The organism is Cyanobium sp. ATX 6E8, from assembly GCF_024346335.1.
GTDB lineage: Bacteria > Cyanobacteriota > Cyanobacteriia > PCC-6307 > Cyanobiaceae > Cyanobium_A.
Map to the genome: position 1 here is coordinate 46,286 of NZ_JAGQCT010000002.1, position 26,939 is coordinate 73,224.

Here is a 26,939-nt window from a genome sequence, read left to right on the forward strand (position 1 = left end):
GAGAACCTACCCGAGCGGGGCCCCGGTTTCGGCGGCTTCGTCACAGGTGTCCTCAACCCGTTCCTGGCTGCGCTTTTCGTCACGGCGGAGCACCAGCACCGACAGGGGCGGCAGGCAGAGATCGAGCGATTGCTCGTAGCCGTGGATGCCCCACTCGTCGGTGAACTTGCCGCCCAGATTGCCCAGGTTGCTGCCGCCATAACGCTCGGCATCGGTGTTGAACGCCTCCTCGTAGAAGCCCTCCAGCGGCACCCCCACCCGGTAATGGGAATGGCTCTGGGGGGTGAAGTTGGCCACCACCACGACCCAGCGGCCGGTGGCGCTTTCGCGGCGCATAAAACTGATGATCGAGTGCCGGTTGTCGTTGCAATCGATCCACTGGAATCCAAACTCGCTGAAGTCATCGCCCCAGAGTGCACGTTCTGATTTGTAGAAAACGTTGAGGTCGTCGACGAGGCGCTGCAGGCCCTGGTGGGCATCGTGTTGCAGCAGGTCCCACTGCAGATCACCCCACACGTTCCATTCGGCCCGTTGGCCGAACTCCATCCCCATGAAGATCGTCTTCTTGCCGGGGTGAGTCCACATGTAAGCCAGCAGGGCACGCACGTTGGCGAACTTCTGCCAGTCATCACCAGGCATTTTGTGCAGCAGGTTGCTCTTGCCATGCACCACCTCATCGTGGCTGAGGGCGAGCATGAAGTTCTCGGTGAAGGCGTACCAGATCGAGAACGTCACATTGTTCTGGTGGTACTGGCGGAACCAGGGATCCAGCTCGAAGTAATCGAGCATGTCGTGCATCCAGCCCATGTTCCACTTGAGGTTGAACCCGAGGCCGCCGATGTTGGTGGGCTGGGTGACCATCGGCCAGGTGGTGGATTCCTCGGCGATCGAGAGGGCTCCTGGGAAGTGCTCGAACAGCACGTGGTTGGCCTGCTGCAGAAACTGCACCGCCTCGGTGTTCTCGCGGCCGCCGTGTTCGTTGGGCAGCCATTCGCCGTCGGGACGGAGGTAGTCGCGGTAGAGCATCGAGGCCACCGCATCAACGCGGATGCCATCGATGTGGAATTCCTCAAACCAGTAAACAAGGTTCGCCACCAGGAAGTTGCGAACTTCGTTGCGGCTGTAGTTGAAGATCAGCGTGCCCCATTCCTTGTGCTCGCCGATGCGGGGATCGGCGTGCTCATAGAGGTGGGCGCCATCGAAGAAGGCCAGGCCGTGGGCATCTTTCGGGAAGTGGCCCGGCACCCAGTCGAGGATCACGCCGAGGCCCTCGGCATGGCAGCGGTCCACGAAGGCGCGGAACTCATCCGGGGTGCCGAAACGGCTGGTGGGGGCGTACCAGCCCGTCACCTGGTAGCCCCAGGAGCCATCGAAGGGATGCTCCGAAATGGGCATCAGTTCGATGTGGGTGAAGCCGCGGGCCTTCACATAGGGGATCACCCGATCGGCCAGCTCCGGGTAAGTGAGCAGGCGAGCGCCGGGCTTGAGGTCCGCGGCGGGCACGGGTGCGCGCGGAGTGCCGTCGGCTTCGATGTAGGGCGCATCAGCGGCGGCATGCATCCAGCTGCCGAGGTGCATCTCGTACACCGACACCGGTTGATCCAGGGGGTTGCGGCTGTCCCGCTCCGCCATCCAGGCGCTGTCGCTCCACTGGTGACCTGAGGGGGCTTCGATGATCGAGCCGTTGTTGGGCCGCACTTCGTGGCGGAAGCCGTAGGGATCGGCCTTCTGGTAGCAATGGCCGTTCTGGGCCCGCACTTCGTATTTGTAGATCTCGCCGGGATGGAGCCCTGGGATGAACAACTCCCAGGAGCCCCCAACCCGCGCCTGCATCGGGTGATGGCGGCCATCCCAGCTGTTGAAATTCCCCAGTACCGCAACGCTGCGGGCATTGGGTGCCCACAGGCAGAACTGCACGCCGCTGACGCCGTTGTGCTCGGTGAGATGGGCGCCCATCCGGCGCCAGATGTGGTGGTGGTTGCCCTCGGCAAACAGCAGCCGATCGAGCTCGCCCATCCATTCATGGCGGAACGACCAGGGGTCGTGCTGCACGTGCTCGATGCCACCGCGCAACACCCGCAGCTGATAGCCCGTGCCGGGATCGCGTTCGAGTTGGGCCTCGAAGATCCAGGGATGGTTGGGGCTGGCCATCGCCAGGGTCTGGCCGTCGAGCAGCAGCTCAACGCGCTCAGCTTCCGGCATCCAGATGCGTACCACCCAGGCGCCGCTGTCGAGCGGCTGGGGGCCCAGCACGGCGAAGGGATGGTCGTGGCGGCATTCGGCCAGCCGTTCGGCGTCCTGCACCATCCAGTCAAGGCTGAGCAAGGACATGTACCAACGGCGTTCTGGCCGCGAGCTTAGGCGGCTTTTTCTTTAGCGAACCGGCTTTGGGGCGGTTGGGTCGTTGGGGAAATCGACGTTGATGATCTCGTTGTTGCTGTTGAGGATCACAAACAGGGAATCGCTCAGCCGGTTGAATTTGGTGTGGACCAACACCAACCGTTGGTCGCTGCTGCTGTCGGCTTCCACGGCCTTGAGGATGCGCACAAAGGACCCGGTCTGCCGCTCCAGTTCCTGCCAGCGCAGCTGCAGCCGCTCAGCTGGGATTTCCGCCTGCATCGGCAGGCTCAGGAAGCTGCGGGCGGTGATGAAGTGCCCCTGGCTGAGGGCGGTAACGAAGTCTCGCGCCACGAGGCTGGCGGCCTCGTCGGTGAGGTCGATGTGATAGCCGGTGAGCTGGCCCGCATCGTTGAGCACCATGAAGAGATCCTGTTGGCCCTTGCTGGTGATCAGGCTGGCCTCCACCGTGGTGCTGCGCAGGCCGCTGCGCACGCTGAGCAGCGTCCAGCGCCGCAATTTGGGTTGGGTGCGCATGGTGGCGGCCACCATCGACGGGCTGCTCACCGCCTTGAGCTCGTCGGAGAACTGGCTGTAGCGCAGGTTGGCGTCGCCGCTCCTCACCGCTTCAAGGATGCGGTTGGCGGCAGCTCGGGCCTGCTCGACGCTGAGGGCTGGCAGGGTTGCGCTGCTGCTCTGGGGTTGAGCCTGCGCCTGAGCCCGCGCTGCTGATCCCGGGGTTCCGGGCATCGCGGACAAGCCGATGCTGAGGCCGGTGGCGAGGGCCAGCAGCCCCAGGGCAACGGGTTGGGGGGCGGAGCGCAGGCGGCGCATCAGCATTGGAGCGGCTAGAGGGTTGGCTCAGTTTGCCCCAACTTCTGCGTCCAGTAGAGGCAGCAGCCGCAATTGGGCTCCTGCCAGATCCAGCCCCAGGCTGATCACCCGATGCCGGGGGCCACTTGGCCCTTGCGGCAGGCTGCCATCGCCCGGATTCACGGCGATCTGGGGCCAGGCTGAGCCCGCCAGCGACAGTCGTAACCGATGCCCCTTCTCGAGGTGGGCAACGAGCGGCTGCAGCTCCAGTTGAAGCGCGGCGCTGCTGCCCTGTTGCTGTTGAAACCGGCCCACACCGGTGCAGAGCTGGTGCACGCCGCTGCCGTCGCGGTCCAGCACCGACAGGGCGGCGCAGAGATCAAAGCTGGGTTGGTCGGCTTCCACGCGGAGCCGCAGCTGGGGCCGTCCTTCCAGGTTGAGCGGCTCGGCTAGCGGGGCGCTGGTGAAGCAGACCACATCGCCGCGGCGGTCAAGGTCGCTGCGCTCACAGGGCCCGGCGTCGAGCCCAAGATGGCCGCCGCGACCGGGAACGGGCCGCCAGGGGTCGTGCACCACGGTGACACTGCCGCTGCCGGATTGCCCCAGCATCAGCTCGCCCTCTGTGGCATCAATGGCGGCCAACCCGCCGCTGCGCAGGCCCCAGCTGGGCTGCTCCGCTAGGGCCGCGGGCGCCTGCCACTGGCGGCTGCGGATGTCCTGCAGCAGCACCGGCGCCCCGAGCTCCGCTGCGGCGTTCTGATGTTGCAGGTGGTGCTGAAAAAACGCCAGCTGCAGCCGGTCGATCCCTCCATCCCAATCCAGGTGGGTCCAGGCGCCAATCCGCAGCCAGGGCGTGGCGCCGGCTGCCTTGCAGCGGCGCCAGAGCTCCAGAATTCCGCGCAGGTGGGGGTCATGCCAGCCGCCGATCAGCAGCATGGGGCGGGCGAGCAGGGCGTCGGGCGGTTGATGCAGCACGGCTTGGCCTTCGGGGGCGGCGGGCTGTTGCAGCCAGCGGTAGGCCATTCCCTCGGGATCGTGGCGGGCGAGCAGCTCCAGCCCGTCGTGCAGAAAGGACCCGCTGGTGAGGCTGGCGCGGATGGCCTGCCATCCGGCCCCATCGCCCTGCCTCTGGCAGCGCTGTGCCGCCAGTTGCAAGCCCCAGCCCAGCCCGAGGGCCCACCAGTGGGCGCCCCCTTCGCTGGCCCAGTCGCGCTGCTCATCCAGGCCGGCCATGGCCGGAGCCAGGCAGTCGGGGATGGCCGTGGGATCGTCGCTGAGCAGCTGGGTCAGCCCCTGATAGGAGAAGCCGTAACAGCCCAGCCGACCGTTGCTGCCCTCGAGTTGGCGGGCCCAGCGGACGGTGTCGGTGCCATCGGCGGCCTCCTGCGCAAAACCCAGGAACTCCCCTTCGGATGCGCCCCGGCCCCGCACGTCCTGCACCACCACCAGGAAGCCGTGGGCGGCGTACCAGCTGGGATGGGCGTAGGTGACGGTGGAGGCGATCGCCCGGCCGTAGGGCTGGCGCATCAACAGCACCGGCCAGGGGCCGTCTGCTTCCGGATACCAGAGGCGGCTGACGAGCCGGATGCCGTCCCGGCAGGCCATGTCCGCGTCCCGCCAGCGCACTCAGTGCACGTCTGGGCAGTAGAGCCCGATCACGTAGGTGGTGAGCACCTCGGCATCCATGGGGCTGAGATTTTCCTGGCGGGCGATCTGGGCAACCGCGGCGGGCGAGGTGGCGGCCAGACCCTGGGCATTGAAGCTGCGCAGTTGGCCGCACAGCGCCTTGGCACGGGCAGGATTTTGCTTGACCGATTCCAGCAGGGCCGATTGGGCTTGCACGGCGCTTGGCACCGCAACGAGACCCGAAAGCAGGCCCAGCAGCACAGACGCCAGGCTCGGTGAAAGCCTTTGGCGGAGCCTGAACAGAAGGAAATCGCGGGTGGTCACCATGGCAGAGACCCCTGATACATCTATTTCAGCGACTTGGCGCACCGGGTGGCGGGCCGCCTGGATCAGTTTGTTGGGCGGCGTCGGGCCCGCTGGATCCAGCTCTGCAGGGTGACCAGATCGACCATTGGGGCTGCCATGCCGGTCAAGCTGCGTTGCAGCCGCCCCATCTGCACCAGCAGCCTGTGTGGATCTGCCTCCGCCAGCCCGGCCCGGTTGGCGATGCCGGCGTAAAGCAGCAAGGCGGCCTCGGGCGGCTCCACCCCCACCTCCACCACCAGCCGGGCCTGGCCCCGCAGCTTGGTCAGGCGAGCTTCACTGGCTCCGCCGCTACGGCCCAGGCGGCGCAGGTCGGCATCCAGCAGGCCCGCCAGCTGCTCCCAGCTCACGATCCCAGCGGCCTCCAGCTGGCGCTGCTCCCGCTGGAAATGGGCTGGAAGCTGCCACATCGTCAGGGGAGCAGCTCAACTGTGCCGCCATCCAGGCTGCGGGTGGCCTCAGCCAGCACCACCGGCTTGCTCAGCCCTGGAGCCACCGTCTCAATCCGCCGCAGGCGCACGTGCACGAGCCCATCGGCGCTGCTGCGGCCACTGCCGCGCAGGTTTTGGGCCACCTGTTGCACGGTGGGCGCTTCCGCCTCTGGGGGAAGGTCGGCCGGGGCCGCTGCAATCACCAGATCACTGCCGTTGTCAAACACCACCGGCACGCTCACCGCCCCCTCCAGCTGCACCCGCGGCGTGTAGCTGATCGCGAAGGCCAGGCAGGACACCGCCAGCAGGGCCGTGAAGCTGGTGACTCCCACCAGGCGGAAGCGAATCCCCCAGCGGCTCAGGTAGCCCACCACCGTGGCCAGAGCCAGCACGCCGCTGGCGGCCCCCAGCCATTGGCCCGCTGTGAACAGGATCGGATCCGCGGCCATGGGGCTGGAAGGTTGGTTCTGGGCCTTTATATTGCGCCCGACGCTGGCAGTGGCAGCCCACGGGGATGGCGGTGTTGCCAGAGCAGGAGCCCGGTCCGAGCACTCCACCTCCAATCCGGTCGCCCCGCTCTGATCGGGCCCGGGTGTGGGTGGCTCTGGCGGTGCTGGGTGGAGGTTGCGGGTTGGTGGTGTGGGGCGGCGACCTCGCTCTGCGACGCCTTTACGGGCACTGGAAGCCCCGGCTGGAGCGGCCGTTGACCGAGCTTCTGGGCCATCCGGTCGCCCTCGGGCCCTATCAGGGCCTGGGCTGGGGTGGCCTGCGCTTGGGTCCCAGCCGGGTCGGGCCAGGGCCGAGCGACGCCTCCAGCCTTGCCGTTGGCTCGATGGCGGTCAGCGTGGATCCGCTCGCCAGCCTGCGCCAGCGCCTGCCTGTGCTGCAGGTGACGTTGGCTGGGGTGCGGGCAGATTTGCGCCGCAACGCCAAAGGGCAGTTCTGGGTGCCGGGCCGCCTCGCTGCTGGAGCCCAGCCGCCCCGGTTGGACCTGCGGCTGCGGCTGTCTGATCCGGCCCTGGTCAGCTTGACCCCTCCGGGCCAGACCTTCCTCCTGTCCGGGCGCCTCGCGCTGCTCACCCACCGCCACCAGCTCCATGTCAACGCTCGGCTCCGGCCTGGGCAGGGGGCCGGCCTGGTGACCTTGGACGGGCAGGGCGATTGGAAGGCGGGTCAATGGCAGGGGCAGCTGCGCAGCGAGGCCTTTCCGCTGCATCCGCTGCAGTCGCTTTTACCCCTGCCAGGCCAGCTCGCTGGACAGCTCGATGGCACGGTTGCGTTGGCTTGGGATGGGCGCCTGCCGGCCTGCCGCGGTGGGCTGACGCTGGGTCAGGTGCAGTGGTGCCCCGCCCAGGGGGGTGGCCGCCTGGAGTTGCCCTCCTTGCCGCTGCGCTGCCGGGGCCAGGTGCTGGAGCTGGCCAGCTCACGCTGGCGCTGGGCCCAACCGGGCACCCGTGGACTGGACGGCACGGTGCAATGGGCGGCCCTGTGGGATGGCGCCCAGCTGCAGCTGCGCCAACTGGAGCTGCGCCGTGGTGGGTCCTGGCTGCGGGCCCGTGGCCGCCTGGGCCAGCGCCTGGATCTGACCGGGCAGTGGCGTTTGCGTCCACGGGACCTCCCCGTGCAACCCGACAGCCCCCCCTGGCTGCTCGACCAAGTGGTGAGCGGCACCCTCACGGCCCGGGGGCCTTGGCGATTGCCCCAGCTCCAAGCGGTGCTGGGCCAGGCCAGCAACCCCCTGTTGGGGCGTTGGGAGGCCGCCCTCGATTGGCGCGACCAGCAGCTGCAGCTGCAACGTTTCACCAGCCCCTACCTCACGGCCCGCGGCGCCCTGCCCCTGGCGCTGCGGGCCGGCCAGGGCCTGGTGCCAGGGCTGTTGGACCTCAGCCTGGAGTTGCAGCGCTACCCCTTGTCGCGTCTCAATCTGCTGGTGGGCACCCAGCTGCAGGGGGTGCTGCAGGCCTCGGGCCGGGTGCGTGGCCCCCTGCGGGCCCTCACCCCCGACTTCGACCTTTGGATCGACCAACCCGGGGCCGGGCCGATCAGCCTGCGGGAAACCTGGCAGGGCCAGTGGTTTGGCGATCCGGCCGGCGGTGGGCGCCTGCGGATGGAGGCCCTGGCCCCCGCTCCGGTCGGATCGTTGGAGGGCCGTCTTGACAACCGCTGGGTGCCGCGCCAGATCCGCCTCGACCGCGGCGGTGGGCTGTTGCAGCTCACGGGTCGACCCCGGGGCTACCGCTGGCAGGCGAGCCGCCTGCCCCTCGACGGCCTGCAGTTGGCCCTGGGGCCGCAGGAACGCCGCCAGCCGCTGCAGGGCCGCCTCAGCGGCCAGGGTGTTCTGGAGCTCCAGCCCTTGGCCTTCAACGGCACGGCCCAGCTGGAGCGCCCGATCTTTCTCGGCGTCTTGGGGCAGTCGGTCCAGCTGAGTTTCCGCTATGCCAACCGGCGCTATCAGGCTCAGGCAAGCCTGGCTCCGTTGGCCGGCGGAACCCTGGCCATCGACTGGAGCGGTCTCTGGCAAGGCGCTTTCCGGGCTCGCCTTGAGGGCCGGGAGCTGTCGACGCTGTTCCTGCAACAGCTGGTGCGGGCCTGGCCCCAGTGGCGTGGCGAGGGGCCGGCGATCATCGGCCGCGCCAGCGACATCGGCACCCTGCTGATCGACACCTTTGGTGGCAGCGTCGATGGTCAGATGCGGGCACTCGCAGTAGCCCAGGCCCGGCTGGCCTTGGCTGGGGCCGAACGCACCAGCCGCCAGTCCCCCCAGGAGCGTCTCCAGGAGGTGGAGGGCCGCTTCGATGCCGACCTGCGCCTGGGTGGCCCCACCCTGCTTGAGGCCCGCGCCGACCTCGAAGCCCGTGCCCATCTCTGGCGCTCTGGTGCGGATCAGGATCAGGCGCTGACCCAGTTGCCCGTGGTGGTGCGCTTCCAGGGCCCCCTGCGCCGTGGCGCCGGCGATTTCAACCTGGCGAATCTGCCGCTGGAGCTGCTGGCCCTGCTCACGCCCGTGCCGGCCAGCCTGCGCGGCAGCGTGTCTGTTGGGGGGCGCTACCGGTTGGGCAGCCCCGATCCCGAACTCACCCTCAACCTCAGCCTGGCCGATGCCCGGTTGCAGGACACCGCTCTGGTGCTGGAGCGGGGCCTGATCCAGCTCCAAGGGGCCAGGCTTCTGCTCGATTTCTCCCTGCGGGCGGCAGGAGCTTCCAGCAGTGTCGATCTCGCTGGGGTGGTGCCCCTTGATCCACAGCAGCAGGGGGTTGAGTTGCGCCTGGCCAGCCGCGACGATGGCCTGCGCTTCCTGGCTGGTCTGGCCCAGCCGGCCCTGGAGTGGAACCAGGGCAGCGGCGACCTGCAGCTGTTGGTGCGCGGCAGTGTCGCCCAGCCGATTGCCAACGGCTTTTTGCGCTTCCGAGAGGGCCAGCTGCAATTCATCGGTCAGCAGGTGCGCGATGTCGAGGCCACCGTGCTGTTCGACTTCGAGCAGCTGCTGCTTCAGGAGTTCAGCGCCAATGTGGGGGAGAAGGGTTCGGTGCGGGGGCAGGGAAGCCTCGGGTTGCTCAATCCTGCCCGCAACGCGGAGGGTCAGGAGGCCGCTCTGGTGGTGGACCTCAAGGAGGTGCCCTTTGCCCTGCCGCGGATCAAGGCCGTGGCTGACGGTCAGCTCCGCATCGGCGGGGCCTTGGCAGCCCTCGACATTGGCGGGGCTGTGAGCATCGCCCGCGGCAGCATCAATGTGCAGCCCGCGCGCCTGGCCAGTGAGGTGAGCTCTGCGGTGACGGTGGCCAGCCCGGCCGAGCTGATTGAATCCCGCTGGGATTATCAGCAGCCCCTGGTGTTGCTGGGCCCGGATGTGGAGAGCGATGCCAGCGAGGCATTGCGCGCTGCAGTACCCAGCGTTCGGTTTGTGGGCTTCGACGATCTGCGGCTGAGCCTTGGTCCGGATCTCAACGTGGGGATCCCCAACCTGGCCAGCTTTGGCACCAGCGGGGCCTTGCGCATCAATGGTCGGCTCGATCCCAGCCTGCAGCTGCAGGGGGTGGTGCGGCTGCTGCGCGGGCGCCTGAATCTCTTCACCACCACCTTCAGCCTCGATCCCGATGCCCCCAACGTGGCGGTGTTCACGCCGTCGATGGGGTTGATTCCCTATCTGGATATCGCGTTGCGCACCCGCGTTTCCGACAGCCTGCCGATCACCAGCGGTCTCGGTCCGTCCGGCAGCCTGTCGCTGCAGGACTACCAGGCCGGCGCTGCCACCAATTCGCTCGACCAGCTCAATCTGGTGCGGGTGTTCCTGAGTGTGAGCGGTCCGGCGGATCGCCTGGCCGAAAATCTGGTGCTGCGCAGTTCACCGCCGCTCTCGGAAAATCGCCTCCTGGCCCTGATCGGTGGCAACACCCTCTCTGGCCTGGCCGGCGCCGCCGGCGGCACCGTGCTGGCGACAGCCCTGGGTCAGACCCTGCTCTCCCCCCTGCTCGGCACCCTCAGCGATGCCTTCGGGCAACGTTTGAGCTTCGCCCTCTACCCCACCTACGTCAACCCGTCGCTCAATAGCTCCACCGAGCTCCGCTCGGGCCGGGTTCCCCCCCAGCTGGTGCTGGGGGCTGAGATCGGCCTCGACATCTCGGAGCGCTTCAATGCTTCGGTGCTGGCCGCCCCCAACCGCTCCGACGTGCCCCCCCAGCTGAACCTCAATCTCAAGGCCTCTGAGTTGCTCAACCTGCAGGGCTCGATTGACGCCCAGGGTGCCTGGCAGACCCAGTTGCAGGTGTTCTTCCGCTTTTGATGCCACTGCTCGGATGACACAACACTGATGAACCAGCTGATCGGTGTGGATCTCGGCGGCAGCGCCATCAAGCTCGGTCGCTTCAGCGAAGCCGGGGGGTTGCTGGCCGAGCTGCAGGTGCCGACCCCCCAGCCGGCCTTGCCCGGGGCCGTGACCACGGCGATTGTGGAGGCGGTGCAGCAGCTGGATCCCGAGCGTCTGGCCGACCGGGTGGGCGTGGGCCATCCCGGCCCCAGTGATGCGGCCGGCCGGGTGGCGCGCATCGCCATCAACCTGCCGGGCTGGCGGGATGTGCCCTTGGCCGATTGGCTCGAACCCCTGCTCGAGTGCCGCGTCACCCTGGCCAACGACGCCAACTGTGCCCTGATCGGTGAACACTGGCTGGGGGCGGCCCGAGACGTGCGCGACGTGCTGTTGCTCACCTTGGGCACCGGGGTGGGCGGCGCCGTGCTGCTGGATGGCCAGCTGTTCACCGGCCATCGGGGAGCGGCGGCGGAGCCCGGTCTGATCGGCATCGATCCCGACGGCCCCGCCTGCAACAGCGGCAACCGGGGCTCTCTGGAGGCCTTCTGCAGCCGTCGTGGCTTCGATCGACTCTCCAGCGTGGATCCAGCCGAGCTCTGTCGCCGGGCCGATGCCGGCGATGCCGATGCGCTGGCGGTGTGGCAGGCCTATGGCCGCCTGTTGGGCATCGGCGTGAGCTCGCTGCTGTATGTGTTCACGCCCGAGCTGGTGCTGATTGGTGGCGGCCTGAGTGGCGCCAGTGCCCATTTTTTGCCCGCGGTGTGGAGCGAGGTGGAGCAGCGGGTTCAGGCGGTGAGTCGGGAGGGGCTGACGATTCGGCGTTGCAGCCTCGGCAACGGCGCCGGCCGGCTCGGAGCCGCACGGCTGGCCCTGGAGCGGCTGGGGCCTGGCTTGGGATGATGGCGCGATGATCCCCGATCCCTCCCCCGACCTGCTCGCCCGGGCGGCCCAGGTGCGCCGTAGCGCCATGGCCCTGGGCCAGCTCAGCGATGACCAGCGGCGTCAGGCCGTGCTGGCGATGGCCGCTGCCCTCGAACGCAGCCGCGACGCCATCCTGGCTGCCAACCAGGCCGATCTCAGCGCCGCTGCTGCCGAGGATCTGGCCCCAGCCCTGGTGGCCCGGCTGAAGCTGGATGGCGCCAAGCTGGATGGCGCCATCACCGGGGTGCGCCAGGTGGCCGAGCTGGCCGATCCGCTCGGGCGGCGCCAGCTGCACACCGAGCTGGATGAAGGCCTGGTGCTGGAGCGGGTGACGGTGCCCCTGGGGGTGCTGGGGGTGATCTTTGAAGCCCGGCCCGATGCGGTGATGCAGATCGCCTCCCTGGCGATCCGCTCCGGCAATGGGGCTCTGCTCAAGGGGGGGCGGGAAGCCAGCCACAGCTGCGCGGCCATCCTCACGGCGCTGCGCCAGGGTTTGGCCGGCAGCGCGGTCGCCCCCGATGCCCTGGAGCTGCTCACCAGCCGGGAGGAGAGCCTGGGTCTGCTGAAGCTCGATGGACTGGTTGACCTGATCATTCCGCGGGGGTCCAACGCCCTGGTGCGCTTCATTCAGGACAACACCCGCATTCCGGTGCTCGGCCATGCCGACGGCATCTGCCACCTGTTTGTGGATCGGGCCGCCGACCCGGATCTGGCCCTGAAGGTGGCGCTGGATTCCAAAACCCAATACCCCGCCGCCTGTAACGCGATCGAAACCCTGCTGGTGGATGCGGCGATCGCCCCGGCGTTTCTGCCCCGGGCAGTGGCGGCCTTTGCCGCCGCCGGCGTGGACTTGCGCGGCGATGCCGCCGCCATGGCACTGGGGGTGAGCCATGCCGCCAGCGACGACGACTGGAGCACGGAGTATTCCGATCTGATCCTGAGCGTGAAGGTGGTGTCCGATCTGGATGCTGCCCTGGATCACATCGCCCGGCACGGCTCGCGCCACACCGATGCCATCTGCACCCGGGATGCCGCCACGGCCGATCGCTTCCTGGCCGCGGTCAACAGCGCCGGGGTGTACCTCAATTGCTCCACTCGCTTTGCCGATGGTTTCCGCTACGGCTTCGGCGCCGAGGTGGGCATCTCCACCCAGACCCTGCCGCCCCGGGGGCCGGTGGGTCTGGAGGGTCTGGTCACCTACCGCTACCGCCTGCGCGGCGAGGGCCACATCGCCGCCGACTACGCCAGTGGCGCGCGCCAGTTCAGCCATCGCAGCCTGCCGTTGTGAACGACGCGGTGGGCGGCGATCGCATCTGGGTGCGCGGCTTGCGCCTCTGGGCCCACGTGGGGGTGCTGGATGTGGAGCGCGCCGAGGGCCAGTGGTTCGAGCTGGATCTCGAGCTGGCGGTCGATCTGGCCAGGGCCGGCGGCAGCGATGCCCTCGGCGACACCCTCGACTACAGCCAGCTGATCACGGCCCTGCAGTGCCAGGCCCGAGCGATCTGCTGCCAAACCCTCGAGAATTACAGCGAGCGGATTCTGGATCTGGCTGAGGAGCTCTATGGGCCGGTGCCAATCCGCCTGGAGCTGCGCAAATGCCACGCTCCGGTGCCGGGCTTTGGCGGCGTTGTGGCGGTGGAGCGTCGCCGACGCTGGCTCATGGCACCTGAATTGTGAATCCACCGCGATGGTGGAAATCGGCCTCGGCGGCTGGATGGTGCAGGGCCCAGTAGCTCAGGGTTCCATCGCTACCTTGGATGACGGCCGTGATGCCAACCTCCAGCCCTGGGCGTTCAACTGAGGTGGCCCCAGTTGCACCAGCTGTTTCAAAAGCTGATTCACCAGTTGTTTCACAACCTGTTTCACAAGCTCTTTCAACGCCTTGTCTTTGCACATCGGGGGGCAGTGGGCAGCGCAGCGTCAAGGTCAGCTGCTGCGTCGTGAAGCCTGCCCCATGCTGTTCCACCTGGAAGAGCAGTTGCTGATAGGCCGGTTCGGGCGTCAATCCCTGCCGGTAGCCCTCCAGGCGGTAGACGTTCCAGTGGCCGGCCGGGGACAGGTTGAATTCCCAGTAGCCGTTGGCTCCCTGGCGGGCCAGGAACAGCTCCAGGCAGGTGGTCTGCCAGAGCAGATCGCGCCGCTCCGGCTGGCTGGCGGGAGCGGGGAGGCTCAGCCGGGCCAGATCGCCCTGGAGTTGGTAGGCAATCTCGAGGGTGTCGGCCTCGAGGGTGCCTGCGATGAAGCTGAGGTGGCCGCTGATCGTGAAGCTCTCAGGAAGGCTGGAGCCACCAGGCTCCTTGTCTGGACTGCCGCCGCTAAAGGGGATCAGCCGGAAGGGAGTGCTGGTCATCGCAGCGCGTCGACGATGGCGCGGATCTCAGCTTCCTGGGCTTCGATGCTTTCGGTGAGCCGAAACTGCACCCGGGCGCGATCGAGGTTGTGGCCGGGCCTGTTGGTGCGGAAGTATGCATCGCCCGCCAGGTGGTCGCTGAAGAAACGCAGGCCGAGCTCGAAGCTGATCAGGCGGGCTGCATCGAAAATGTGGTCGAGGTCGGCAGCGCTGAGGCAGGCGCGGGCCGCCCCCAGGTAGCCCTGAAGCACGGCCCGGCAGAGCTCCAGGTCGAAGCACACCCCCTCGCCATCGCCGGCTTCCTCTCCGAGACGATTGCAGGCGGAGCGCAGGCAGTCACCGATGTCGTAGTGCACGAGCCCGGGCTTCACCGTGTCGAGATCCACCAGGCTCACAGCGATCCCCGTGCTGGCGCAGAGCATCACGTTGTTCACCTTGGGATCGCCATGAATGGGCCGTAGCTGCAGCCGCCCGGCCGTTGCTGCGTCCTCCAGCAGCGGGGCAAGCTTGCGGCGCTGCTCCACAAAGGTGCAACACCACTGGCTCCGATCGCAGAGCTGGTGCAACGTGGACTGCAGGGTGGTGTCGTAGGCGGCTAGATAGCCGGGTGTGATGTGGAACCCGGGCAGGGTGTCGGCCAGCTGCTCGGCGGGCAGATCGCTGATCAGGCTGTGGAACAACCCCAGACCCCGCCCAACCTGCCGAGCCTGCTCCGCGGTGGTGATGGCATCCACTGTCACCGCGTCGTTGACGAAGGTGAGGAGCCGCCAGAACTGGTCCCCCCTCTCCATCCAGGGCTCTCCCGTGTGGCGGTTGGGGATCACCTGGGGCACCTCCCAGCGTTGGCCCGCCATCGGCCGCTGTTGGACGTGGTTGCTGAGCACCTGGAGGTTGCCCATCACCAGCTGGGGCTGGGGAAACACGGCCCTGTTGATCCGCTGCAGCACAAAGCGATCGCCTCCGGCGGTGTCCACCCGGTAGGTGTCGTTGACGTTGCCGTTGCCCAGGGGCGCAATCGCGGTGACGGGCCCGGGCAGGGCAAAGGCCTCGGCGATGGCCACCAGCTCCGGGGCGGCAGCAGCCATCAGGCGGCCACCAGCCCGGAGTGGCGGATCAGGGCCTCACTGCTGGGTTGGCGGCCGCGGAAAGCCTCGAACACCTCCGCTGGAGGGAGGCTGCCGCCCAGGCTGAGCACGGTGTCGCGGAAGCGGCGGCCGGTGGCCACGATCTCTTCTTCCTGCTCGAGCCCCACCTCTTCAAAGGCGCTGAAGGCGTCGGCGCTGAGCACCTCGGCCCACTTGTAGGAGTAGTAGCCGGCCGAATAGCCGCCAGCAAAGATGTGGCTGAAGGCGCAGAGAAAGGCGTCTTCGGGGATGGGTTCGAGCACTGTGGTGGTGCGGGCGAGGTCGCGGCGCAGCTGCTCCGGGCTCTGGCCGCAAGCCGGCGTCCACTGGCTATGCAGGCGCAGGTCGGTGAGGGCGAAGTGCACCTGCCGCAGGGTGGCGCTGCCACCCATGAAGGTGCGCGCCGCCAGCAGCTTCTGATAGTCCGATTCCGGCAGGGGTTCACCGGTTTGCCAATGGCGGGCCATGCCCATCAGGGTGGCTCGGTCGTAGCACCAGTTCTCCATGAACTGGCTCGGCAGCTCCACCGCATCCCATTCCACGTTGTTGATTCCGGCGGCCTGCGGGCGCTCCACGGTGGTGAGCATGTGCTGGAGCCCATGGCCAAACTCGTGGAAGAGGGTTTCCACCTCGTCGAAGGTCATCAGGCTGGGGGTGTCGCCCACCGGCGGGCTCTGGTTGCAGATCAGGTAGGCCACGGGCAGCACCGCTTCGCCGGCATGGGTGCGGGAGCGACCGAGGCACTCATCCATCCAGGCACCACCGCGCTTGCTGCCGGGGCGGCTGTAGGGATCGAGGTAAAAGCCTGCCAGGGCTTGGCCGCTGGCCCCATCGAGCACGCGGAAATAGCGCACATCGCTGTGCCAGATGGGCGCCTCGCCATCGGCGGCAACGATGCGGATGTCGAACAGGCGCTGGCAGAGGCCGAACAGCCCCTGCAGCACCTGCTCCAGGGAGAACCAGGGCCGCAGGGCTTCGCTATCGAGGTCGAAGCTCTCTTGCCGCAACACTTCAGCCCAGTAGCTCACATCCCAGGGTTTGAGTGCCGCGGCCTCGTCGGCGCCATGGCGGGCGGCGCAGGCGGCAAGGGCCTCCAGCTCCTGCTGGGCGGCGGGATAGGCGGCGGCTCGCAGGTCGTCGAGCAACGCTTCCACCTCCGCCACTGAGCCGGCCATCTTCGAGGCGAGGCTCACCTCGGCCCAGTTGGCATAGCCCAGGCGCTGGGCCTGCTCCAGCTTCAGCTGCAGGATCTGCTCGATCAGGGGATGGTTGTCGAGCTCGCCCGTGGAGGCCCGGCTCACCTGGGCGCGGTACACCTGCTCGCGCAGGTCGCGGCGCTGGCTGTATTTGAGGAACGGCACCACCCGGGGCATGTCGAGTCCAAGCCGCCAGCCGCTCTCGCCAGCATCCCGGGCGGCCTGGGCCAGCAGCTCCCGCAAACTCGCCGGCAAGCCGGCCAGGTCGGCCTCACTGGTGAGGGTGAGACTCCAGCCATTGGTGGCATCGAGCACGTGGTTGCTGAAGGTGGTGGCCAGCTCGGCCTGCCGGGCGCTGGCGGCATTGAAGGCCTCCTGCTCCGCTCCCTCCAGCCCGACCCCGCGCAGGCGCATGTCGCGCAGCTCGGCCTCCAGGATGCGGCGCTGGGTGCCATCGAGGTTGGCGGCGTTTTGCTGCAGGGCTTCGAGGGCGCGGTAGATCGGCCGCGACTGGCCGGCGCGGTTGCCGAATTGCACCACGGCGCCCTGCTGCTGCTGGTGGGCCGTCCGCAATTCGGGGGTGTTGCAGACGCCATTGAGATGGCTCACCACCCCCCAGCTCCAGCGCAGGCGCTCGCCGAGATGGTGCAGGGGATCCATCAGCTCGTCCCAGGCGAGCGGAGTGGCCTCGGCCAGCCTCTGCTCCAGCTTGGTTTCCAGGGCCGTGAGTTCACTGTTGAGGGCATCAAGCAGGGCGGGGATGCCCTGCTCCACCTGCTCCGGTGTGATCGCCTCAAACTGGGGCAGACCCTGGCCAGCCAGCAGTGGCAGCGAAGCGCTCACGGTCATGGGTGCGATCGGAAGTGCCTCCATTTCACCCGATTGGAGCGGGGTGGCGTGGTTCAGCCCAGGGCGGTCAACCGGCCCACGGCGAGCAGGGCGGTGGAGCTGAGCTGCTCGGCCAGGGCATTGGTGGACGCCTCATAGACATCGATCGCCAGCCGGGGCCAGAAGCCAATGGCCAGGGTCGGCACCAGCAAGGTCAGACCGATCAGCAGTTCGCGCGGGCGCATGTCGCCCACCATGGCCAGTGCCGGAATCCTGGGGCCAAAAAACACGCGGCGGCAGAGGCTGAGCAGGTAGATGGGCGTCAGCACAAGGCCGATGGCCGCCAGCACGATCGTGATCACGCGGAAGCCGATGGTGAAACCGTCGTTCGCCGTCACGCCGAGAAACACCGTGATCTCACTGACAAAGCCGCTCATGCCAGGCAGGGCCAGTGAGGCGAGGGAGCTGGCCAGGAAGAAGGCGAAGGTGATCGGTAGAGCTTTGGCCAGGCCCCCCATGTTGGGGATCGACAGGGTTTCGGTGCGCTCGTAGAACACACCGGTGACAAAGAACATGGCGGCGGCGATCAGGCCATGGCTGATCATCTGCAGCATGGCGCCACTGAGGCCGAGGGCATCGATCGCGCCGATTCCCACCAGCACGAAGCCCATGTGGCTCACCGAGCTGCAGGCGATACGGCGCTTGACGTTGTCTTGAGCGAAGGCGTTCAGCGCCCCGTAAATGATGTTGACGATGCCCAGCACGATCAGGGCTGGCGCTAGCTGCAGGTGGATCTCCGGCAGCATCTGCACGTTGAAGCGCAGCAGGGCATAACCGCCCATCTTGAGCAGCACCCCCGCCAGCAGCATCGACACCGGCGCGTTGGCTTCGCCGTGGGCATCGGGCAGCCAGGTGTGCAGCGGGAACATCGGCAATTTCACGCCGAAGCCCACCAGGAAGCCCAGATAGCAGAGCAGGCCGAAGGTGCCTCCAGGGGACCGGGTGGAGAGCTCCGAGAGGTTGAAGGTGAAGGTGTCGCCAGAGAGGGCGAGGGCCAGGCCGCTGAGCAAGATCAGCAGGGAAGCTGTGGCGGTGTAGAGGATGAACTTGGTGGCCGCGTATTGGCGTTGCTTGCCGCCCCAGATGGCGATCAGCAGGTAAACGGGTACCAGCTCCAGTTCCCAGGCGAGGAAGAAGAGCAGGAAGTCTTGGGAGAGAAACACCAGGCCCTGGGCCGAGGCCTGCACCAGCATCAAACCGAAGTAGAGCCGGGTTTTGCGCTGGATGTTCCAGCTGGCCGCAACCGAGAGCAGCGTGACCACGCCAGAGAGGAGCACCAGAGGAGCGGAGAGGCCATCGGCTGCCAGGGACCACTCCAAGCCAAGGGCTGGCACCCAGCTGACCCGCTCCACCAGTTGCAGGCCACTGTCGGAGCCGTCGTAATGCTGGCTGAAGCAAACCAGCATAAGAGCCAAGTCGACCCCCAGGGCCCCCAGGGCCAGGGTGCGCGGCCATTTCGGATCGCTGCCATCTCCTGGCAGCAGGGGCATCAACAGGGCGACCGCCGCCGGGAGCAGCACGATCAGGCTTAACCAAGGAAACGCGCTGTCCTCGGTGGGCAGGGCAAGGCTGGACGCGGCGAGCAGGGGCAGGTTGGCGTCCATCACGGCCCGGTTGCAGATCTGGTAATTCCCAGGGCAGGACCGAGATCGGACCCTGTTGGAATCGGCGATGAATCTATCAGTCGCCCCAGGGGAGTTGAGTAAAAATACTTAGATCGCTGGATTCAGCTGGGGGCTCCGGCCGGTTGATCGGGCAGCGCTTCCCAGCGGCTCCCCTCCTGCTGGAGTGGCAACACCTCGGAGCGCGATTCCACGCCGGCCTGGTGCCAGGCCCGCACCATTGCCGTGCTCACCGCTTCGGCCACGGGCTTGGGGCAGAGGGCCAGCAGGCTGGGGCCGGCGCCGCTGATCACGCAGCCCCAGGCGCCAGCGGCCAGAGCCGCTTCTCGCACGGCCTTGCCGCCATGGATCAGACCCCAGCGGTAAGGCTCATGCAAGCGGTCGTGCATGCCATCGGTGATCAGGTCGCCGTTGCCGGTGCGCAGCCCCTGCAGCAGCAGCGTCAGCGATCCCAGGTTGATCACCGCATCACCCACCGGAATCGACTTGGGCATGGCACGGCGGGCTTCGCTGGTGGTGAGCCGGATGGCGGGGATCGCCACCACGGCCTGCACCTCCGGCGACCACTCGCAACGCACCACCCGCCAACGGTGGGAAGCGGCTTTGGCGGTCATGCACAGCCCGCCCACCAGGGAGGGCACCACGTTGTCGGGATGGCCTTCGATGTCGATGGCCAGTTCCAGCAGCTTCTCGCGGCTGAGGGGCTCGCCCACCAGGGCGTTGGCGCCGATCAGGCCAGCCGCAATCGCCGTGGCGCTGCTGCCCAGGCCACGGGCCGGTGGCACGGCCAAGCGCACCCGGGCCTCGAGGGCTACCGGCTCCTCACCGGCTTCCTTCCACACCCGTTGGGCGGAGCGATACACCAGGTTGTCGGGGCCCCCGCGCAGGTGCGCGCCCTCGCTGCCTTCGATGATCAGTTCGAAGCGCTCACTGCCACCCTCGATGCAGCGCATCTGGAAAACGTTGTCGAGATCAAGGGCCGCTCCAAGGCAGTCAAAGCCAGGGCCCACATTGGCTGTGGTGGCGGGAACGTGAACCACAACCCCTTGGCCGACCCGGGGGCGCACCATGCAACAACGTCTGCTCGACCCAGTGTCTCAGGCCGCCCAATCTCAGGCCACCAGCATGCGCGCTCGGCAGGCGGCGCTGAACTGGCCGATCGCGGCATCGAGTACGGCAGTGATCGGCATGTCGGCCAGCACGGCAGCGAGGCGTCCCTTGCGCAGAAAGGCCTCCGTGAAACCGGGTGACTGGAGGGCCGCCAGCAGTTTTGCGGCGGTACCGCCGGCCAGCCACACCCCGCCGCGGCTGAGGCCGGCCAGGGCGAGATCGCCGCAGACACTGCCGTAACAGCTGATCCAAAGTGCCAGGGCTTCGCCCGCCAGGGCATCGCCCCGGGCGGCGGCTGCGGCCACTGCCGCTGGTAAGGCGTCTCCATCCACCAAGGCGCTGAGGGGATGGCCGGCGTCCGGGTGGCGACTGGCCAGCAACCAGCGCGCCACCTCGCCGAGCCCCGTGCCACTCACCACCCGCTCAATCGACACCCGCTCCAGACCGCGTGCAGCGGCCAGCCACTGCTTGAGCTCCCACTCCGCCTGGCTGCGGGGGGCAAATTCGCCATGGGCGGCTTCGCTGGCCATCGCTACCAGGCCTGTGGGCGTCGGCACCCCGTAGGCCACCCCCAGGCCCGTTCCCGCCCCCAACACCAGCAGTGGCGCTTCGGGCCGAGGTCGCCCCGGACGGATCGGGGCCTGCTGGTGCTCGGCGAGGTGGGGCAGCCCGTAAATCAATACAGCGAAATCATTGACCAACGCGACCTGGCCGATCCCGGTTGCGCTCGCCAGCCGTGCCTCGTCCAGCTGCCAGCTGAGGTTGGTGAGCTGGGCTTGCCCCCCCTCCACCGGCCCGGCCACCGCCAGGCAGGCCGCTGCCGGGGGCTGGTGGGATCCGGCAGCCAGGAAGGCACGCACCATGGGCGCTAGATCGTCCCAGTCGGCCGATGAATAGCGCTCGCTGCCCAGCAGGCTCAGGTTGCCTTGCTCCCCTAGCGCGTAGAGCGCCAAGAGGGTTTTGGTGCCACCGATGTCGCCGGCCAGCAGGGTGGTCATGGCTGTGCGCTGAGCCCCAGCCCTGCGGCGCGGTGGGCATTGGCACCCGTCGCGGCCGCGAGCAGATCGGCCACGGACGCGCTGCCCAGATCCCCATCGCGGCGGCTGCGCAGGCTCACCTGGCCGCTTTTGGCCTCTTTGGCGCCGATCACAGCCAGCACAGGGATCTTCATCTGCTCGCCGTTGCGGATCAGCTTGCCGAGGCGATCGCCGGAGTGGTCGATCCTGGCGCGTACGCCCGCGGCGTTGAGCTGGCCGAGGAGCTCCTCGGCGTAGGGCATCACCTCATCGGTGACCGGCAGCAGCCTGATCTGCTCGGGGGCCAGCCAGAAAGGGAAATCGCCGGCATAGTTCTCGGTCATGATCCCGAAGAACCGCTCCAGCGAGCCGAAGATGGCGCGGTGGATCATGATCGGGCGCTGGCGCGTGCCATCGGCGGCCACGTACTCCAATGCGAAGCGCTCCGGCAGGTTGAAGTCGAGCTGGATCGTGGAGCACTGCCACATCCGGCCGATGGCGTCTTCGATTTTGAGGTCGATCTTGGGGCCGTAGAAGGCGCCGCCGCCCTCGTCGATCTTGTAGGCCCAGCCCTTGCGGTTCAGCGCTTCGATCAGGCCCTGGGTGGCCAGTTCCCACACGGCGTCCTCGCCGATCGATTTCTCCGGCCGGGTGGAGAGGTTGATCTCGTAATTGCGGAAATCGAAGGTGCTGAGGATCTGCTCGGTGAGATCGAGGATGCGCAGGATCTCATCGCTGATCTGCTCCGGAAAGCAGAACACGTGGGCGTCGTCCTGGGTGAAGCCGCGCACCCGCATCAGCCCGTGCATCACGCCGGGGCGTTCGTAGCGATACACGGTGCCCAGCTCGGCCCAGCGGATCGGCAGCTCCCGGTAGCTGCGCAGGGTGCTGGCGTAGGTGAGCACGTGGAACGGGCAGTTCATCGGCTTGAGCTGGTATTGGCGCTCATCCACCTGCATCGGGCCAAACATGCTCTCGGCGTAGAAGTCGAGGTGGCCGGAGGTCTTCCAGAGGCTGATGTCGGCCACGTGGGGCGTGTACAGAAGCTCGTAGCCCGCTTTGAAGTGCAGATCCCGCCAGAGGTCTTCGATCAGCAGGCGCATGCGGGCACCGCGCGGATGCCAGAACACCAGGCCAGCGCCGGCCTCATCCTCGATCGAAAACAGGTCCAGATCGGTGCCCAGGCGCCGATGGTCGCGGCGTAGGGCTTCCTCCTTGCGGCGCTTGTGTTCGGCCAGCTGCTCAGGGGTTTCCCAGGCGGTGCCGTAGATGCGTTGCAGCTGGGCCTTGGTTTCATCGCCGCGCCAGTAGGCGCCCGCCACACTTTCGAGCTCAAAGGCCTTGGCGTTGAGCTCGCTGGTGTTGGCCACGTGGGGGCCGGCGCAGAGGTCCCACCACTCCTCGCCGAGGGTGTAGAGGCTGATGGGCTCCTGGATGCCCGCGAGGATTTCGAGTTTGTAGGGCTCGTTCTGGGCCTGGATCCGGTTCTCGGCCTCGGCCCGACTCACATCGATCCGCTCGAGCGGCAGCTTCTTGTTGATGATCCGGATCATCTCCTTCTTGATCGCCTTGAGGTCGGCCTCGGTGAAGGGATCAGGGCTGTCGAAGTCGTAGTAGAAGCCGCTCTCGGTCCAGGGGCCGATGGTCACCTGGGCCTTCGGGAAGAGCTTCTGCACCGCCATGGCCATCACGTGGCTCATCGAGTGGCGGATGCGAAGCAACCGCTCGCTCTCGCTGGTTTTGGGCAGGGCGATCGGTGCGGGCTCGGCGCTGCTGGTGGTCACGGGCACGGGCACAGATCGCGCGTCGATCAAGGGCGAGGGACGATCCTACGCAGGGCTCCTAGGCTGAATCGATGAGTTCCTCCTCTCCCCCTCCAGCCCCGGAATCATCTGGGGCACTGCTTGATCAGCTGCTGGGTTCCCTGCTGGGCGACTTCAGCACCTGGTTTGAGCGCGGGCTGGTGCTGCTCGACCACTGCCCCGAAACGGTGATGCCTGAGGAGCAGCAACATGAGCTGCGGGACAGGCTGGAGCTGGCCCGTAAAGAGCTCTCAGCTGCCAGCAGCCTGCGCCAGGCTGCCCCGATCCCGATGGCCCTGGAGATGGAGACCCTGGCGCCTTGGCACAAGCTGGTGCTTACGGTGTGGAACCTGTCGGCCAGCCTGCGGATGCAGGGCGTGCCCCTGCCGGAGATGGAGTGGCCCGCCGGATTGCCCCTGCCAGGGGCGCCTGGATCCAGATTCTCTGAGGAGCCGTCGCAGTAGAGATGCGGAGCTCGCGACGGCTGCTCAGCGCGGAGCAACGCAACCTGGCCCTGGCCTATGGCCTCTGGGCCATCGGTTGCCTGGGTGTGTGCGGCGTGCACCGCTTTTACAACCGCAAGCCCCTCAGCGGTGTCCTCTGGCTGCTCACCTTCGGCTTCTGCTTTGTGGGTCAGCTGGTGGATCTCTGGCTGATGCCGGAGTTGGTGCAGCAGGCCAATGCGTCCCTGCTGCTGCGGGGCGGTCCGCCATCGGTGGAGCGCCAGCTGGTGCAACTGGCCCGCCGCAGCGGTGAAGCCGGTTTCACCCTCAACGATGCCCTCCTGGAGATGGACCTGCCTCTGGGCGTGGAGAGTCGCGAGGTGCGTGAGGAAATCGAACGCTTGCTGCACGCCCAGCTGCTCGATGTCGCCAACGACCCGCGGGGGCGGGTGATTTACCGGGAGCCGTGAGCATGCGCCGCCCCACGCTGGTGCGCGCCGCCGGGATCGCGGCTGCCACCACGGTGCTCGCACTGGCGACCAGGGCCGGCGACGGCCGCGCCCTGCCTCTGGGGCTGTGGCGTTGCCCGGTGCGTCAGCTCACTGGAATTCCCTGCCCCACCTGCTATCTGACGCGGTCGGTGCTCGCCACCCTGCAGGGCGACCTGGCTCAGGCGCTGCATTGGCATGCCTTCGGGCCGCTGCTTGTGGCGCTGACGGTGGGTCTGGGCGTCTGGGTGGCTTTCGGCGGCCGTTTGTCTCGGCGCCCACTGCTCCAGGGAGCCGTCGTGTTGGCGGCGCTGGCGGTTGGCTACTGGTTGCTGCGGCTCTGGGGCTGGAGCCATGGCCAGCCTTTGCCGCCTTGACATGGCTGTCGGTTTTCGGCTCAAACCAGCAGCGAGGGGTAGATAAGTGGGACGCAGCGTGCGACGAGCGCTTGCGTCACACTGAGTCTCAGTTGAATGAATGGGGGCGGGGATGCCAGCAAGCCATGGTTCAGGTGCAGCTCAGCTGCGCGGCAGGAAACCCAGGGCCTGGCGGACCCGCTCCAGGGTTTCGTTGGCCACCGCAGCTGCCTTGCCCTCACCCTCCCGCAACACGGCTGCCACGGCGCCGCTTTCTTGACGCCACTGCTGGTAGCGCTCTTGGACTGGCCGCAGCGCTTCAACGGTGGCTTCCGCCAGCAGCGGCTTGAAGCTGCCCCAGCCCATGGCGGCGCACTCCTGGGTGGCCTGATCGCGGGTCTTGCCAGCCATCAGGGCGTAGAGGCCCAGCAGGTTGTCCGCTTCTGGTCGCTCGGGATTGCCAAACTCCAAACCCATGGTGGGGTCGGTTTTGGCCCGTTTGATCTTCTTGGTGATCAGCTCGGGAGGATCGAGCAGGCTGATCCGTGATCCCTCGTTGGGATCGCTCTTGCTCATCTTGGCGCTGCCATCGGTGAGGCTCATCACCCTGGCCCCCTCGCGCAGGATCAGGGGTTCGGGCACTTTGAGCACCGGGATCGGCTCGCCACTGGGGTCCCGCGGAGCAAAACGGGCGTTGATGCGCTGTTGGGCGATGTCGCGGGCCAGCTCCAGGTGCTGCTTCTGGTCTTCGCCCACCGGCACCAGATCGGCGTCGTACAGCAGGATGTCGGCGGCCATGAGCACCGGGTAATCCAGCAGCCCCACCGACACCTGATCGCCCTGTTTGATTGCCTTCTCCTTGAACTGGATCATCCGCTCCAGCCAGTTGAGCGGGGTGACGCAGTTCAGCAGCCAGGCCAGCTCGCAATGGGCGGCGACGTGGCTCTGCACGAACACCGTGGCGCGCTGGGGGTCAATGCCACAGGCCAAATACAGGGCTGCGGTCGTGAGGGTGTCCTCCGCCAGCCGTGCCGGGTCGTGGGGCACCGTGATCGCGTGCAGGTCGACCACGCAGAAGTAGGTGTCGTGGCTGTCCTGCAGGTCCACCCAGTTGCGGATGGCCCCCAGCCAGTTGCCGAGGTGCAAGGCCCCGGTGGGCTGGACCCCGGACAGAACCCTCGGCCGTGGCATGGGTCTCAGCTCTCGGTGCTGGTGTCGCCAGATGCGCTGACGGGTGCGTCCTCGGCAGCTTCGACGGCCGCATCAACCACGGCTTCGGCGTCGGTTTCGGCGACAGCTTCAACCACCTCGGGCGCCGGGGCCGGCGGCTTGCTGGGCCGGGCAAAGGGATCGATCCGGGGGGCGCGATCCTGACGGTCGCCACGCCCTTCACCCGATCCGGGTCGGCGGTCGCCGCGGGGACGATCACCACGGGCGCCTTCGCCACGAGGCCCATCGCCACGGTTGCCTGCCTGGGCCCGTTGTTGGGCCACGAGCTCATCGAGTTGGCCGTCTTCAAGCAGTTGGGCCACGGTGCGGATCGCCAGGCCAAGGGCCGCCACCGTGGAGCGCAGGCCAAAGCTGTCTTGGATCGCCCTGGCAGCGCGCATTTCGTTGTCGCTCAGCCGGATGCGGAATCCGCCGGGTTCCCGGTTTCCGGGCGGGCGGCCCCCACTGGGACGTCCCCCCCGGTCGTCGCGGGGTTGGGAAGAGGTGGTGTCGTCGGCCATGGCCGCAGCCTTTGCAGTCAGGCGCAAGTGTGCCGCATCGGCTGGCCCAGGGGGGCTAGCCAGTGCAAGCTGTGGGCCTCCCGTTGACCGCCGCGGGCGAGCACGATCAACGGCAAGGCCCGCGTCACACCGGGCTCGCACTGACGCCGGTAGGTCTCCAGGAATTGCAGATAGCTCTGCAGAGTCCAACCGTGGTTGCCCCGGTCCTGGTGGTTCCAAAAGCGGCGCAGGGCGTCCTGGCAGGCCGGCTGGCCGAATTCCTGCCAGCAGCGCACCTGGGCAGACCAGGCCGGTTGGCCGGCGGCGATCCAGGCGCGGTAGCGCACCAGCTTGGGGGCTTCGCCGCTGGCATCCGGTGGCAGCACCGTGGCCAGCTGTTCCACAGGCACCCGTTGCAGCCGCAGCCAGCAGCGCTCGAGCAGGGCAACCGGCAAGGATCCGCACCAGCCCTGGGCAGCCTGGAGCTCAGCGCTCCAGGTTTCCACCAGCACCCGCTGCCGCAAGGTCAGCGCCTCGAGCAGCTCAGCCATGGGTCCCCTTGAAGGTGATCGCCGCACTGGCGTATTCACGCGGTTCAAGGTGAATGGTGCAGCGCACCCTGCCGAACTGGTCCTGCAGGTGCTCCTCCACCAGCTCTGTGATCCGGTGGGCCGTGGCCAGGTCCGTCGCATCCACCACCATGTGCATGTCGATGAACACCTGCTGGCCCAAGACACCCCGGCTGGCGATGTCATGGCAGTTGAGCACCCCGGGCACGTTCATGGCCACCTGGTGGATGGCTTCAGGGGCGATGGCGATCTGGTCCACCAACTGGGGCAGGTTGGCGCGCAGCACCCTCCAGCACACCCGCACCAGCAGCAGGCAGAGGGGGATGGCCAGGGCGACATCCAGCCAGTTGAGCTTCAGCCAGACCGCCCCACTCAGACCCACCAGCACCACAACAGTGGTCCAGATGTCACTGCTGGTGTGGGTCGCATCGGCTGTCAGCAGGGCGCTGCCAAGCCGCCGGCCTTCCTCGCGCTCATAGCTGGCCAACAGGATGTTGAAACCCAGCACCAGCAGCAACACCACCAGCTCCTGGCCCTCCAGCCGCAGGGGCTGAAGACCACCCCGCAGGCGCTCGACGGCGGTTTGGAGAATTTCAAAAGCGGTGAACAGGATGAAGGCCGCAATCGCCAGCGCTCCGATGGCCTCGTACTTGTGGTGGCCGTAAGGATGGTCGCGGTCGGGTTCGGGATCCGACAGGCCGTTGGTCAGCAGACCAAGCAGGCTGGAGAAACCGTCGGTGGCGCTGTGCATCGCATCAGCAAGGATCGCCAGCGATCCTGTGAACAGGCCGAGCACAACTTTCAACAGCGTCATGCTGACGTTGACCACCAAGGCCACCAGCAGCACGCGTTGTACCTGCTGGCGGTGGTCCTGCTGGGCCGCCGGCTGCCGTTGCATCCTGTCGCGGTTGTCGCTCAACCCTGGAGCCGCCAAGACACGCACTCAGCTTAGTGACTTTTGGCGGAGGCGC

At 67.5% G+C, this 26,939-nt stretch carries 24 protein-coding genes; 7 read left to right on the forward strand and 17 right to left on the reverse strand.

Annotated features, from left to right (window positions below; all coding sequences use genetic code 11):
* Positions 1-6 precede the first annotated feature (6 nt).
* From glgB to KBY70_RS02320, 6 genes are all read right to left on the reverse strand, one after another.
* Complete coding sequence (gene glgB, locus KBY70_RS02295) at positions 7-2,331, reverse strand: 1,4-alpha-glucan branching protein GlgB (protein ID WP_254987243.1); 2,325 nt, start codon at positions 2,329-2,331, stop codon at positions 7-9.
* A 42-nt stretch (positions 2,332-2,373) separates the two neighbouring features.
* Positions 2,374-3,177 (reverse strand): DUF3887 domain-containing protein, encoded by an 804-nt coding sequence (locus KBY70_RS02300; protein WP_254987244.1) that lies wholly within the window; start codon positions 3,175-3,177, stop codon positions 2,374-2,376.
* A gap of 21 nt (positions 3,178-3,198) precedes the next feature.
* Complete coding sequence (locus KBY70_RS02305; protein WP_254987245.1) at positions 3,199-4,755, reverse strand: CocE/NonD family hydrolase; 1,557 nt, start codon at positions 4,753-4,755, stop codon at positions 3,199-3,201.
* Between the two features lie 21 nt (positions 4,756-4,776).
* Positions 4,777-5,103: a hypothetical protein gene (locus KBY70_RS02310; RefSeq protein ID WP_315859675.1), complete on the reverse strand. Its 327-nt coding sequence runs from the start codon at positions 5,101-5,103 to the stop codon at positions 4,777-4,779.
* A 62-nt stretch (positions 5,104-5,165) separates the two neighbouring features.
* Complete coding sequence (locus tag KBY70_RS02315; RefSeq protein ID WP_094559496.1) at positions 5,166-5,549, reverse strand: DUF4332 domain-containing protein; 384 nt, start codon at positions 5,547-5,549, stop codon at positions 5,166-5,168.
* 2 nt (positions 5,550-5,551) lie between these two features.
* Positions 5,552-6,019 carry a Ycf51 family protein gene (locus KBY70_RS02320; protein ID WP_254987246.1) on the reverse strand — a complete coding sequence of 156 codons (468 nt, stop codon included), beginning with the start codon at positions 6,017-6,019 and terminating at the stop codon, positions 5,552-5,554.
* Positions 6,020-6,084: 65 nt separating this feature from the next.
* On the opposite strand from KBY70_RS02320, the gene KBY70_RS02325 reads away from it, so the two are divergent.
* The 4 genes from KBY70_RS02325 to KBY70_RS02340 are packed head-to-tail and all read left to right on the forward strand — an operon-like array spanning position 6,085 to position 12,972.
* The gene (locus KBY70_RS02325) at positions 6,085-10,350 is read left to right on the forward strand and encodes a translocation/assembly module TamB (protein ID WP_254987247.1); all 4,266 of its coding nucleotides are present in this window, start codon (positions 6,085-6,087) and stop codon (positions 10,348-10,350) included.
* A gap of 27 nt (positions 10,351-10,377) precedes the next feature.
* Positions 10,378-11,274 carry an ROK family protein gene (locus KBY70_RS02330; RefSeq protein ID WP_254987248.1) on the forward strand — a complete coding sequence of 299 codons (897 nt, stop codon included), beginning with the start codon at positions 10,378-10,380 and terminating at the stop codon, positions 11,272-11,274.
* Positions 11,275-11,281: 7 nt separating this feature from the next.
* Positions 11,282-12,583: a glutamate-5-semialdehyde dehydrogenase gene (locus KBY70_RS02335; protein WP_254987249.1), complete on the forward strand. Its 1,302-nt coding sequence runs from the start codon at positions 11,282-11,284 to the stop codon at positions 12,581-12,583.
* On the forward strand, positions 12,580-12,972 hold the full coding sequence (locus KBY70_RS02340) for a dihydroneopterin aldolase (RefSeq protein ID WP_233128452.1): 393 nt from the start codon (positions 12,580-12,582) through the stop codon (positions 12,970-12,972). Before KBY70_RS02335 ends, KBY70_RS02340 begins: the two co-directional genes overlap by 4 nt.
* Here the strand turns inward: KBY70_RS02340 and KBY70_RS02345 are convergent.
* The 7 genes from KBY70_RS02345 to thrS form a co-directional block, all read right to left on the reverse strand.
* Positions 12,953-13,645 (reverse strand): DOMON-like domain-containing protein, encoded by a 693-nt coding sequence (locus KBY70_RS02345; RefSeq protein ID WP_254987250.1) that lies wholly within the window; start codon positions 13,643-13,645, stop codon positions 12,953-12,955. The two genes, KBY70_RS02340 and KBY70_RS02345, sit on opposite strands and share 20 nt — an antisense overlap.
* Complete coding sequence (locus tag KBY70_RS02350) at positions 13,642-14,730, reverse strand: phosphotransferase enzyme family protein (RefSeq protein ID WP_254987251.1); 1,089 nt, start codon at positions 14,728-14,730, stop codon at positions 13,642-13,644. Before KBY70_RS02350 ends, KBY70_RS02345 begins: the two co-directional genes overlap by 4 nt.
* Positions 14,730-16,814 carry a M3 family metallopeptidase gene (locus tag KBY70_RS02355; RefSeq protein WP_254987252.1) on the reverse strand — a complete coding sequence of 695 codons (2,085 nt, stop codon included), beginning with the start codon at positions 16,812-16,814 and terminating at the stop codon, positions 14,730-14,732. The genes KBY70_RS02350 and KBY70_RS02355 overlap by 1 nt, the downstream gene beginning before the upstream one ends.
* Before the next feature lie 53 nt (positions 16,815-16,867).
* Positions 16,868-18,457: an NAD(P)H-quinone oxidoreductase subunit 4 gene (locus tag KBY70_RS02360; protein ID WP_254987253.1), complete on the reverse strand. Its 1,590-nt coding sequence runs from the start codon at positions 18,455-18,457 to the stop codon at positions 16,868-16,870.
* Between the two features lie 122 nt (positions 18,458-18,579).
* Positions 18,580-19,545 (reverse strand): homoserine kinase, encoded by a 966-nt coding sequence (thrB, locus tag KBY70_RS02365; protein WP_254987254.1) that lies wholly within the window; start codon positions 19,543-19,545, stop codon positions 18,580-18,582.
* A gap of 42 nt (positions 19,546-19,587) precedes the next feature.
* Positions 19,588-20,583: a glucokinase gene (glk, locus tag KBY70_RS02370; protein WP_254987255.1), complete on the reverse strand. Its 996-nt coding sequence runs from the start codon at positions 20,581-20,583 to the stop codon at positions 19,588-19,590.
* Entirely contained in the window at positions 20,580-22,301 is a 1,722-nt protein-coding gene (thrS, locus tag KBY70_RS02375; RefSeq protein ID WP_254987397.1) for a threonine--tRNA ligase, read from the reverse strand. The genes glk and thrS overlap by 4 nt, the downstream gene beginning before the upstream one ends.
* A 155-nt stretch (positions 22,302-22,456) precedes the next feature.
* On the opposite strand from thrS, the gene KBY70_RS02380 reads away from it, so the two are divergent.
* The 3 genes from KBY70_RS02380 to KBY70_RS02390 are packed head-to-tail and all read left to right on the forward strand — an operon-like array spanning position 22,457 to position 23,711.
* Positions 22,457-22,867 carry a DUF2605 family protein gene (locus KBY70_RS02380; protein ID WP_254987256.1) on the forward strand — a complete coding sequence of 137 codons (411 nt, stop codon included), beginning with the start codon at positions 22,457-22,459 and terminating at the stop codon, positions 22,865-22,867.
* A 2-nt stretch (positions 22,868-22,869) separates the two neighbouring features.
* Positions 22,870-23,316, forward strand: a complete 447-nt coding sequence (locus KBY70_RS02385) for a TM2 domain-containing protein (protein ID WP_254987257.1) — start codon at positions 22,870-22,872, stop codon at positions 23,314-23,316.
* A 2-nt stretch (positions 23,317-23,318) separates the two neighbouring features.
* The gene (locus KBY70_RS02390; RefSeq protein ID WP_094559509.1) at positions 23,319-23,711 is read left to right on the forward strand and encodes a DUF2752 domain-containing protein; all 393 of its coding nucleotides are present in this window, start codon (positions 23,319-23,321) and stop codon (positions 23,709-23,711) included.
* A gap of 141 nt (positions 23,712-23,852) precedes the next feature.
* Here KBY70_RS02390 and trpS read toward each other — a convergent pair whose 3' ends face one another.
* From trpS to KBY70_RS02410, 4 genes are read right to left on the reverse strand one after another with little or no spacing between them, the layout of a single operon-like run.
* Positions 23,853-24,881, reverse strand: a complete 1,029-nt coding sequence (gene trpS / locus KBY70_RS02395) for a tryptophan--tRNA ligase (RefSeq protein WP_254987258.1) — start codon at positions 24,879-24,881, stop codon at positions 23,853-23,855.
* A gap of 5 nt (positions 24,882-24,886) precedes the next feature.
* Positions 24,887-25,420, reverse strand: a complete 534-nt coding sequence (locus tag KBY70_RS02400) for a hypothetical protein (protein WP_254987259.1) — start codon at positions 25,418-25,420, stop codon at positions 24,887-24,889.
* Positions 25,421-25,437: 17 nt separating this feature from the next.
* Positions 25,438-25,950, reverse strand: coding sequence for a hypothetical protein (locus KBY70_RS02405; RefSeq protein ID WP_254987260.1), 513 nt, complete (start codon positions 25,948-25,950; stop codon positions 25,438-25,440).
* On the reverse strand, positions 25,943-26,866 hold the full coding sequence (locus KBY70_RS02410) for a cation diffusion facilitator family transporter (RefSeq protein ID WP_254987398.1): 924 nt from the start codon (positions 26,864-26,866) through the stop codon (positions 25,943-25,945). The genes KBY70_RS02405 and KBY70_RS02410 overlap by 8 nt, the downstream gene beginning before the upstream one ends.
* Positions 26,867-26,939 lie beyond the last annotated feature (73 nt).

What these genes read in the sequence shown, in the direction of transcription:
- KBY70_RS02330 (WP_254987248.1), top strand. Translation starts at nt 10,378, where the DNA reads ATGAACCAGCTGATCGGTGTGGATCTCGGCGGCAGCGCCATCAAGCTC.
- KBY70_RS02350 (WP_254987251.1), bottom strand. Translation starts at nt 14,730, where the DNA reads ATGGCTGCTGCCGCCCCGGAGCTGGTGGCCATCGCCGAGGCCTTTGCC.
- KBY70_RS02410 (WP_254987398.1), bottom strand. Translation starts at nt 26,866, where the DNA reads ATGCAACGGCAGCCGGCGGCCCAGCAGGACCACCGCCAGCAGGTACAA.
- glgB (WP_254987243.1), bottom strand. Translation starts at nt 2,331, where the DNA reads ATGTCCTTGCTCAGCCTTGACTGGATGGTGCAGGACGCCGAACGGCTG.
- KBY70_RS02385 (WP_254987257.1), top strand. Translation starts at nt 22,870, where the DNA reads ATGCGGAGCTCGCGACGGCTGCTCAGCGCGGAGCAACGCAACCTGGCC.
- thrS (WP_254987397.1), bottom strand. Translation starts at nt 22,301, where the DNA reads ATGAGCCACGTGATGGCCATGGCGGTGCAGAAGCTCTTCCCGAAGGCC.
- KBY70_RS02325 (WP_254987247.1), top strand. Translation starts at nt 6,085, where the DNA reads ATGGCGGTGTTGCCAGAGCAGGAGCCCGGTCCGAGCACTCCACCTCCA.
- KBY70_RS02320 (WP_254987246.1), bottom strand. Translation starts at nt 6,019, where the DNA reads ATGGCCGCGGATCCGATCCTGTTCACAGCGGGCCAATGGCTGGGGGCC.
- KBY70_RS02300 (WP_254987244.1), bottom strand. Translation starts at nt 3,177, where the DNA reads ATGCTGATGCGCCGCCTGCGCTCCGCCCCCCAACCCGTTGCCCTGGGG.
- KBY70_RS02345 (WP_254987250.1), bottom strand. Translation starts at nt 13,645, where the DNA reads ATGACCAGCACTCCCTTCCGGCTGATCCCCTTTAGCGGCGGCAGTCCA.
- KBY70_RS02335 (WP_254987249.1), top strand. Translation starts at nt 11,282, where the DNA reads ATGATCCCCGATCCCTCCCCCGACCTGCTCGCCCGGGCGGCCCAGGTG.
- KBY70_RS02355 (WP_254987252.1), bottom strand. Translation starts at nt 16,814, where the DNA reads ATGACCGTGAGCGCTTCGCTGCCACTGCTGGCTGGCCAGGGTCTGCCC.
- KBY70_RS02380 (WP_254987256.1), top strand. Translation starts at nt 22,457, where the DNA reads ATGAGTTCCTCCTCTCCCCCTCCAGCCCCGGAATCATCTGGGGCACTG.
- glk (WP_254987255.1), bottom strand. Translation starts at nt 20,583, where the DNA reads ATGACCACCCTGCTGGCCGGCGACATCGGTGGCACCAAAACCCTCTTG.
- thrB (WP_254987254.1), bottom strand. Translation starts at nt 19,545, where the DNA reads ATGGTGCGCCCCCGGGTCGGCCAAGGGGTTGTGGTTCACGTTCCCGCC.
- KBY70_RS02390 (WP_094559509.1), top strand. Translation starts at nt 23,319, where the DNA reads ATGCGCCGCCCCACGCTGGTGCGCGCCGCCGGGATCGCGGCTGCCACC.
- KBY70_RS02315 (WP_094559496.1), bottom strand. Translation starts at nt 5,549, where the DNA reads ATGTGGCAGCTTCCAGCCCATTTCCAGCGGGAGCAGCGCCAGCTGGAG.
- KBY70_RS02360 (WP_254987253.1), bottom strand. Translation starts at nt 18,457, where the DNA reads ATGGACGCCAACCTGCCCCTGCTCGCCGCGTCCAGCCTTGCCCTGCCC.
- KBY70_RS02310 (WP_315859675.1), bottom strand. Translation starts at nt 5,103, where the DNA reads ATGGTGACCACCCGCGATTTCCTTCTGTTCAGGCTCCGCCAAAGGCTT.
- trpS (WP_254987258.1), bottom strand. Translation starts at nt 24,881, where the DNA reads ATGCCACGGCCGAGGGTTCTGTCCGGGGTCCAGCCCACCGGGGCCTTG.
- KBY70_RS02405 (WP_254987260.1), bottom strand. Translation starts at nt 25,950, where the DNA reads ATGGCTGAGCTGCTCGAGGCGCTGACCTTGCGGCAGCGGGTGCTGGTG.
- KBY70_RS02305 (WP_254987245.1), bottom strand. Translation starts at nt 4,755, where the DNA reads ATGGCCTGCCGGGACGGCATCCGGCTCGTCAGCCGCCTCTGGTATCCG.
- KBY70_RS02400 (WP_254987259.1), bottom strand. Translation starts at nt 25,420, where the DNA reads ATGGCCGACGACACCACCTCTTCCCAACCCCGCGACGACCGGGGGGGA.